The sequence below is a fragment of the Halalkalibacter alkalisediminis genome, assembly GCF_028610705.1.
GTDB classification, from domain to species: Bacteria; Bacillota; Bacilli; order Bacillales; family Bacillaceae_D; genus Halalkalibacter; species Halalkalibacter alkalisediminis.
This window is the reverse complement of the sequence record NZ_JAQQWT010000068.1, coordinates 1-7,951: the sequence shown is the minus strand read 5'-3', so window position 1 is coordinate 7,951 and position 7,951 is coordinate 1. Positions and strand designations below refer to the sequence as shown.

Sequence of the window (7,951 nt, the reverse complement as noted above, 5' to 3'; positions counted from 1 at the left end):
CCATTTTTAAAATCAATAAAATGAAAATTGGATTCTTGTATGATTCATGAGATAGGCTTTATGAAATTGATTCAAATACTATTCCTAACTTTTCTAAAAGAAATTCTTCAAGAACCAATATTTCTATTCTATGTGGGTTTCTTTCATCTTCTAAGAAATATTGAGTATAAGAGTGATTACTTGATTTGGGAACACATTTTAATTTTCTGGCATTACCAAAAATATCTTTTACTATTTCATCATTTTTTATATTTAATTTCCAACATACAATTCCATATAATCTATTAAAAGAATGATTAAAGTTTTCCTTTAATTGTTGTTTAAATTCCACATACCTCAACGTTGAACGCTCAAGGTCAACTCCAGAATTTTTTAATCTTTCAAGTACGTCAATTCCTGCATGAGTATCGTAATCGATTATTTCAAAGGGGAAAATTTCAGGAGTTAATAAATCAACTGCATGGTATATTGCAAATACTCCTTGTTCCTGCCTAGGTTCACGTAATAATACTTCTTTGTATTCAGCTATCTTGGTGGAATTAATATAGTTTTTCCTTCTTTAATAAAATAGTCTGGTGCGTCTGCTAGGAATCTATCAAATAATTCATCTAAATCCCTTGATTCCTCTGGGAATTTATGTCCAAATGTAAGTCCTTCAGGTTCTTCCTTATCAACACCTTTAAGAAACAATTTAATATTAAAAAAATAAAAAAAATATAACTCATCGAGATATCCCTTTTATATTCCATAAGAACATTAAATCTTTTCGGAGAAATAATATAAAAAACACCTACTAAGAGTAAGTGTTTCTTGGAAGTCTATTTACATGCCTATAAGAACAATTAATTTTTATTACTTTAAACGGGTCACTTACGGGTCACTATTACATTAAAAACACTGTAACAGTGCCTTTTCAGTTAATAAATTTCAAATTCTTCCTACCTCCCAATCTTCTTCAAAACCTCATCTAATGGCTCAGGCTTCAAAAACTCCACCGGCGAAACGCCCTTCTCAAACGTAAACGCATCCCCTTCAATCACAATCACATATCTCCCGTTTACCTTCGCAATATGAAGCGATTCACCAAAATCAGAAAGCATTGCCTTCACATCGATATGGTCAAGCTTTAGCTTTAGTGGAATTTCTGGCTGATGCTCGATAATTGGTGCAGAAGCTTCAACCACCTGCTCTGGTGTCCACTTCTCCTGCATTTCCCTGACTGGCGTGTTTGACCAAGCCTCAATATACTCTTCTTCTTGCTGACGTTCAGGACTCTCTTCTTGATAGGTTTCTGCAATATGCTGCTGGGCCATTTGGATTACCTGCGTTTTCACAATTTCAGGCATGGATTGATGGTACTCAACGAACTTCAAGAAGTCTTCGAAGTACCTTGCATGGGAGGATTGATGAATTTTCAGCTCCCACTCCTCCACCATCCCCTCTTCTGGCATGTAGGGGTATTGAATCGACTTCATGTTCTTAGTTGTGATGGCTCTCTCAACCTGACGTATCATGGTTTTTTCATCTGTAATTGTCGCTACTTTTTGTTCGAAATCACATTTTAAAACAAAGACAAATGGATCATCAAAATATTTGTTAAACTTAGCTCGTAATACCAATACCGCTCCACCACGAATCGCACTCGTGTCCATATAAGCTCGTACAAGTTCTTCACTATTTCTTTTGAACTCTTCTGAGGACCCTGCAGTACGAATGCGATTGAACATATTGTAATTGGGATTAGTATCTAAGTCATACCCCGGTTCTACAATAAAACGACCAATTTTAGTTGGTACTTGTTCTGATTTTGGGTTACGTTCTACTTTCCGTTTGGCTACTTTCATTAACTCTCCATCTAAAAAATCTTTAAGCGCACTATTATCATACATCATTTCATCTAATGTTTGATAATGCTTATATGTTTTATCAGCTTGGTCTCCCTGACCATCCACTTGAATTACAAAAAAAGATAAGTACTGTATAACAAAATCCATATTTTCATCACCTTTTTTCTTAACTATCTTCAATTTCTCAGATTTAAAATAACTTTCGTATTATACCATCGAAGTCATTAGAAAAACACAGGAAGAGACACAATTAATCGATTGTGTCTCTTCTCTATAAAGATTGATTCATGCCTTTTTTCTTTTGAAGCGGGGTACGACTGAGTCGATTAAGATTTTGCTTACCTTTATTTAAAATAAATAATAAAACCGTAAGTTCTGCTATCATCCCTGAAGATTGTGCCAATGCACCTATTACTCCATTCCAAGCTGGTGCTTGACTAGTAACAGTTGCTACAATAATAAACGTGATCATTAAATTGGCTGATTGAGAAAAGACCATTACTTTTGTTTCACTTCTTAACATGAGCAAACCATTACAAAAATCAATAAAGGGAAATACCAATGTCATCAGCATAAAAACCTTCAAGCTTTGTATACTAGCCTCTACTAACCTATCATTAGCTCCTAGAACATATTCAATGAATAAGCTCCCAATTGGACTAAAACAAAAGATTGCTAAAATAATAGTAGGAATAAACCCAATCATTAACGTAAATACCCTGACTTTCTGAGCATGGTCTTTATAAAACGTAAGCACAATTTGATGGGTGTAGCTGAAGAAACTTAAGAATAACTGAGTAATGCTTAAAGCTATCGCATAAGAGGCAATCGCTAACTCCAGTTCAGCAGTCTTTCCTAAAAAGATATTAATTACTGGTCCCACCATTACTATTATGAGTGACGACAAAATTAATGGATTGTAAAAACGAAATATTTGAGATTTGTTCGTGATCGGATGATCTATGTCTTTATCAACCATCTTACCCACTAGGATACGACCTTCAATTAAACTAACAAGACTTTCTACCATCATCCCTGCTAAGAAAATATAAGCACCTGTTTTCGCATTAATATATCCAGTGTGAATAAAAAACAATGATAGTGCATACATCGCTATTAAACGAATGATCATTCCAATTGTTAACCATTTAGTTTGCCTATTCAGTATAATAACTCCTTGAAATAAACAGCGGATTGCCGAAAAAAGAGTGACGATAATAAGAATTTGATAGACATCTACAATTTGATCAATCATTGATGGATCTGCCCCAAATATAGTAGAAAAAATCCACCACCCAATAGGCGTATATGCAATAAGAGTAGATATGACCATTAAAATAGATACAACATAAATAGCAACGAGTGACATGGCCTTAAAGGATACTTTATCGCGCACTAGCGCCGAACAGGCGTTACGAAGTAATACACCTAAACGTTCTATAATTGAAAACAAACTCATCGCAATTACATAACTAGCAATGATAACCTCTGCGTTCTCCGCTCTTGTCAATGTTCCATTGATTATCATGTGTGATAATGTGACTAAGATTGCCGATAAGCCCAAAGGAACAAAGAATAATAGAATTTTTCTAGTTGTTAATGTGTTTTCAATAGGTTCGTCCATTTCCCCCTCCTTCTAATATAGATATAAGTGATATCTGTTTTATAACTAACGCTTAATTAACAACGTTGTTATTCGTAAGCCACCTTCTACCAGCTAAATCGTAAATCTTGATGTCACTTTACATCGAACTTAATGACGCATAGTCTTATTCAAATAAGATTTATTATACACACTTTAATTCATTATACACCAAGTGAACTAATCTTATATCTGATAAGAGTAATTATTTATATCTTTAATATTCAAAACCTTGATAATGAATCCAACAAATGCAAAAGCATACTTTGTTTTTAGAAGCTATTGCAAGCAGAGTCTTAAAAAAGGATTACACGTAATTATATTAACGTTTGTTCCTATAACATACTTATAAGCATCCTTAATAGGTGATTGAAAAAGAAAAGTAAGCACTATATACGCTCGGATAACCTTATATATTAGCTATCCGAACTTTTCTTACTAAATATAATATGGAATGTTACTTAATTGTCTTTTTACGTTTTCCCTCCCAATATGGAACCCACTAGCCTGCCTTAAGGATCCGCCATTCGTTTGCTGTGTCTGCAACCCTTTCCCTTTTCAATCATTTTGAAGATATCTCTCGAGAACTTGTTTTACATGCTCTAAGTCATCAGATTGAATAACATAATGATCCCCATTCACTGTTGCAGTTACATCCTGTATACCTTGTTTTTTTAAAAATCCAATGACATCATTAACGTTTTCTGACTGTGTAAGTAAAATTTTTTTACCTACAAATTCATTATTAACATAAATATCATAAGTGTCATGAGTTTCTTTCAGTGTTTTGGAATCAAAATTAGAGAGTCCAAAAAAAGGAAAAGAACTTCCGCCATTTGCGTTATTACCTGTATCGTTGAAAACCACTTTAATCCACTCCCATTCTTGTTTTTTTATAGTGTGTACAAGTACGGAATAAATATCACAAAAGTGATCGCGTTCTTACATTAACGACTACACTGAACGAACCGCTAAGAGGAAGACTTAGAAAAGCCAGAAATCATTCCAAGAAGGAAGGATGCTAAAACCGGTAATGAAAATATTATCAGGAATGGCACACTCTCTCTACAATCGTTGCCATAATTTTCTTCTATAAAAAAAGAAAAGCTTAAATGAGTTAATATCCATTTAAGCTTTCCCATTTAATTTAAATTTCTTCTGCTTTTCCCTTTTACAAATCGATAGGCCAAAAAGGCAATATAAAGTGGGGTCGCGATATAAATCAAGTATGGAAATGAACCATAAGTCCCCTTAAAAACGATGTATAACGAAGCACCAAGAAAAATAGTTATAATGGTACCATACTTCGGTAAAGGAACGTCTTTCAAACTTGGAATTCTCACTTTACTTACCATCAAAAAACTTAACGATGTAAATAAAACAGTTGTAACAATGTTTGGAATCAGTTCTCCAAATAGCGTAATTAACGCCAATATTCCTCCTGCAGCCGTGATCGGAACCCCGACAAAATAATTTTGTGAACCTTTGCTCGAACTTATATTAAACCTAGCTAAACGATAAGCCCCAAACAAAGGAAAAAGTCCTGCAATCATTAAACCGATTAATCCAAATTGATAAAAATATGTATAATACACTAGAAATGAAGGAGCCACACCAAACGTAACAATATCTGCTAATGAATCTAGTTCCTTTCCTAATGCACTATCGGCTTTGAGCATTCTCGCTAACCTACCGTCCATACTATCTAACATCATTCCGATTAATATCAAAATGGCTGCATTTTTATATGAACCGTTTGCTGCATATCCAATTGATAAAAATCCACAAAACAAATTGCCTAGAGTAAACATATTCGGAATACTTTTAGTAAATCGCACAGTGTCAACAATTCCTTTCAATTTTATATACAATCTAAACTTCTACTACGTTCAGTGTATATCTATATCAACTGTTAAAGTTCTTGATTTTCTCTAAAAACTCTTCACCTGATAGGATAGCCTCTCCTCCACCTTGGACAAAGAATTCACTTCCTCCACCTTTACCATTTATGAGTGGCAACATCTCCGTAAAAATCTTCTTTACTTCAACGGTGGATTCTTTGCCTTTCGCACCTACAATTTGAATTTGATTATTGTTCTGAGCCACTAAGAAGACATTGACCTCTGATGAGAATGAAACAAGCAGTTTTGCAAGCTTTTGTAATTCTTTTAAAGGTCGATTGATAAAAATTTTCCTTATAGCTGACCCGTTTTCTAACCATTCTCTTGCCTCATATGTAAGCAGTTTTTCTTCCGTTTGTTCTAATTTTTTCTCTAGATTTTTCTCACTTTCAAGAAGCCTTCTAACCGCTTTACATACCTCTTGTTCTGGTGCATTGACTAATTCGGTTAATTTAGTCATCACTTCATGTTTTTGAGCCAACTGAGTGATCACACGGTTGCCACAAATGAACTGCATTCGGACATTTCCTTTTTGTTGCTCCCAACCTAAAATTTTAATCGCTCTAACTTCACCAGTTGTTTTTGGATGAGTTCCGCCACACGGATTATAATCAATATTAGGAATAATAACAAGACGAACCTGATCCAACACTGAAGGTTGCTTTCGAAGTGGATAACTCTCGGCTTCATCTAATGAAAGCCATTTAGTATCAATCTTGTGATTATGGAGGATCATTTGGTTTGCCCGCTCTTCAGCTGCGGAAACTTGCTGAGAAGATATTTCAGCGACCGCAAGATCAATTGTTAAAATGCTCTTTCCTAAATGAAAACTAACGGTCTCAAAACCAAACAATTCTGTAAATGCTGCGGAAAGGATATGTTGCCCTGCGTGCTGCTGCATATGATCAAATCGTCGCTCCCAGTTAATGCTAGCTTTTACTTGTTTCTCTTTCAACTGAAGGTTGTGGTTAAGATAATGTCGGATCTCTCCATCAACTTGTTGTACATCCACTACAAATTCATTTTCTATAAAACCCTCATCGTGTGGCTGACCTCCACCCGTAGGATAAAAGGCAGTTTGATCTAATACTATATACCATTTACCATCTGTCGTCTGCTCATGCTTTTCAATTGTTGCGGTGAACTCCTTTATATAAGGATCTAAGTAAAATAACTGTTCTTTCATGTACCTGTCCCTTTCTAAAAAAATTGACTATGTACATAGTAGCATTAAATGTAGAATGAATAAATATGGAGTCTTAAGAGATACTCTTCTTGAAAGGAGTGTTTATAATGACACAAAACATTGGCGACATTATGTCAAAAGAGATCATTACGATTAATTCTGACCAATCTATTCAAGAGGCTGCTACATTAATGAAAGATCATGACATTGGATCTATCCCAGTTGTGAAAAACGGAGAACTAGTAGGTATTATTACCGACCGTGATATTACGCTTCGTTCGACTGCTAGTGGACAAGATACGCATGCCGCTGTTGAAGAATGCATGTCAACAAACCTAACTGTTGCGTCTCCTTCTACAGATCCACATGAAGCAGCTAATATGATGGCTCAGCATCAAATTCGCCGTTTACCTGTAGTTGAAAATGGCCAAATTGTTGGAATGGTTGCGATTGGTGATTTAGCAGTAGAAAATATTTATGAAAATGAAGCTGGTGAAGCTCTCTCTGAAATCTCAGAAAGCAACCATAGTTAAAAGTATGAGTACTTGGTCCCATTCTTTAGGATGGGACCTTTATTTTAAACATTTCCAGAAAACACCAAAAGAAAAGCAGCTTGACATACAAGCTGCTTAATCCATTATTATTTATTTAAACCACTAAATTGTTGTTCTGCTTGTTGAACTAGACGCTTAGTTATTTCTCCACCTACAGAGCCGTTTGAGCGAGCTGTTTCATCAGAACCTAAACGAACTCCAAACTCTTGCGCAATCTCATACTTCATTTGATCAAGAGCTTGTTCTACTCCTGGTACTAGAAGCTTATTGCTGCTGTTGTTATTAGCCATTCTGTATCACCTCACTTTAGGAATGTATTACTATCGTGTGTAAGAGAGGCTTTCTTATGTAATGAAATGGCTGGTAAATGAGATAACTATTACCTCTAAATAAACATTAAAATAAGACCCTAGCTTAACTAGGGTCTTACTTGTCTACTTCAAGAAATAGAAGCAGTCGCTACTTATGTGTAAACCTGTAAATTTCGTATTTTATTTATTGTTTTTGCGATTTTTACGGTTGTTACGGTTGTTTAAATCTTGCGCATCATTTTCGCTTGCAAATTCTACATTTGCATTTTCAGCATTGTTGTTGTTATTGTTGTTGTTATTATTTTTGTTACGTTTAGCCATTTGTGGTCACCTCCTTGCCAAGATTATTATTACCGAACCTATTAAAACCATTCCGTTTTTTTATGCAATTTATGGTAATGAATGTGATCACTAATTTTCAAAATTCATATATAATCACTAGTGTTGCATAAATAATGACTGAATTTTCAGTTTTATAATTTTTCTTGTTTAGAGCCAAAAAGGTAAATA

Annotated in this window: 9 protein-coding genes; 1 reads left to right on the top strand and 8 read right to left on the bottom strand. The window is 34.7% G+C overall.

The genetic code is table 11. The features are described from left to right. Positions 1 to 58: 58 nt before the first annotated feature. The 6 genes from PQ474_RS25290 to PQ474_RS25265 all read right to left on the bottom strand — a co-directional run bounded on the left by PQ474_RS25290 (position 59) and on the right by PQ474_RS25265 (position 6,576). Positions 59 to 331: a hypothetical protein gene (locus PQ474_RS25290; protein WP_273848347.1), complete on the bottom strand. Its 273-nt coding sequence runs from the start codon at positions 329 to 331 to the stop codon at positions 59 to 61. Positions 332 to 938: 607 nt separating this feature from the next. Then, positions 939 to 1,994, bottom strand: a complete 1,056-nt coding sequence (locus PQ474_RS25285) for a DUF3900 domain-containing protein (protein WP_273848346.1) — start codon at positions 1,992 to 1,994, stop codon at positions 939 to 941. A 124-nt stretch (positions 1,995 to 2,118) separates the two neighbouring features. After that, a complete protein-coding gene (locus tag PQ474_RS25280) occupies positions 2,119 to 3,471 on the bottom strand; it encodes a multi antimicrobial extrusion protein MatE (RefSeq protein ID WP_273848345.1) in 1,353 nt (450 codons plus the stop codon). 576 nt (positions 3,472 to 4,047) lie between these two features. Further along, a complete protein-coding gene (locus PQ474_RS25275; protein ID WP_273848344.1) occupies positions 4,048 to 4,356 on the bottom strand; it encodes a hypothetical protein in 309 nt (102 codons plus the stop codon). 275 nt (positions 4,357 to 4,631) lie between these two features. After that, entirely contained in the window at positions 4,632 to 5,327 is a 696-nt protein-coding gene (gene pssA / locus PQ474_RS25270) for a CDP-diacylglycerol--serine O-phosphatidyltransferase (RefSeq protein WP_273848348.1), read from the bottom strand. A 67-nt stretch (positions 5,328 to 5,394) separates the two neighbouring features. Then, on the bottom strand, positions 5,395 to 6,576 hold the full coding sequence (locus PQ474_RS25265) for an alanyl-tRNA editing protein (protein ID WP_273848343.1): 1,182 nt from the start codon (positions 6,574 to 6,576) through the stop codon (positions 5,395 to 5,397). Positions 6,577 to 6,683: 107 nt separating this feature from the next. Between PQ474_RS25265 and PQ474_RS25260 the strand changes: the two genes are divergently transcribed. Then, entirely contained in the window at positions 6,684 to 7,109 is a 426-nt protein-coding gene (locus PQ474_RS25260) for a CBS domain-containing protein (protein ID WP_273848342.1), read from the top strand. Between the two features lie 107 nt (positions 7,110 to 7,216). Here PQ474_RS25260 and PQ474_RS25255 read toward each other — a convergent pair whose 3' ends face one another. After that, the gene (locus tag PQ474_RS25255) at positions 7,217 to 7,420 is read right to left on the bottom strand and encodes an alpha/beta-type small acid-soluble spore protein (protein ID WP_227938081.1); all 204 of its coding nucleotides are present in this window, start codon (positions 7,418 to 7,420) and stop codon (positions 7,217 to 7,219) included. A 201-nt stretch (positions 7,421 to 7,621) separates the two neighbouring features. After that, the gene (locus tag PQ474_RS25250) at positions 7,622 to 7,762 is read right to left on the bottom strand and encodes a hypothetical protein (protein WP_273848341.1); all 141 of its coding nucleotides are present in this window, start codon (positions 7,760 to 7,762) and stop codon (positions 7,622 to 7,624) included. Positions 7,763 to 7,951: the final 189 nt, after the last annotated feature.

What these genes read in the sequence shown, in the direction of transcription:
- PQ474_RS25285 (WP_273848346.1), bottom strand. Translation starts at nt 1,994, where the DNA reads ATGGATTTTGTTATACAGTACTTATCTTTTTTTGTAATTCAAGTGGAT.
- PQ474_RS25280 (WP_273848345.1), bottom strand. Translation starts at nt 3,471, where the DNA reads ATGGACGAACCTATTGAAAACACATTAACAACTAGAAAAATTCTATTA.
- PQ474_RS25265 (WP_273848343.1), bottom strand. Translation starts at nt 6,576, where the DNA reads ATGAAAGAACAGTTATTTTACTTAGATCCTTATATAAAGGAGTTCACC.
- PQ474_RS25260 (WP_273848342.1), top strand. Translation starts at nt 6,684, where the DNA reads ATGACACAAAACATTGGCGACATTATGTCAAAAGAGATCATTACGATT.
- PQ474_RS25255 (WP_227938081.1), bottom strand. Translation starts at nt 7,420, where the DNA reads ATGGCTAATAACAACAGCAGCAATAAGCTTCTAGTACCAGGAGTAGAA.
- PQ474_RS25250 (WP_273848341.1), bottom strand. Translation starts at nt 7,762, where the DNA reads ATGGCTAAACGTAACAAAAATAATAACAACAACAATAACAACAACAAT.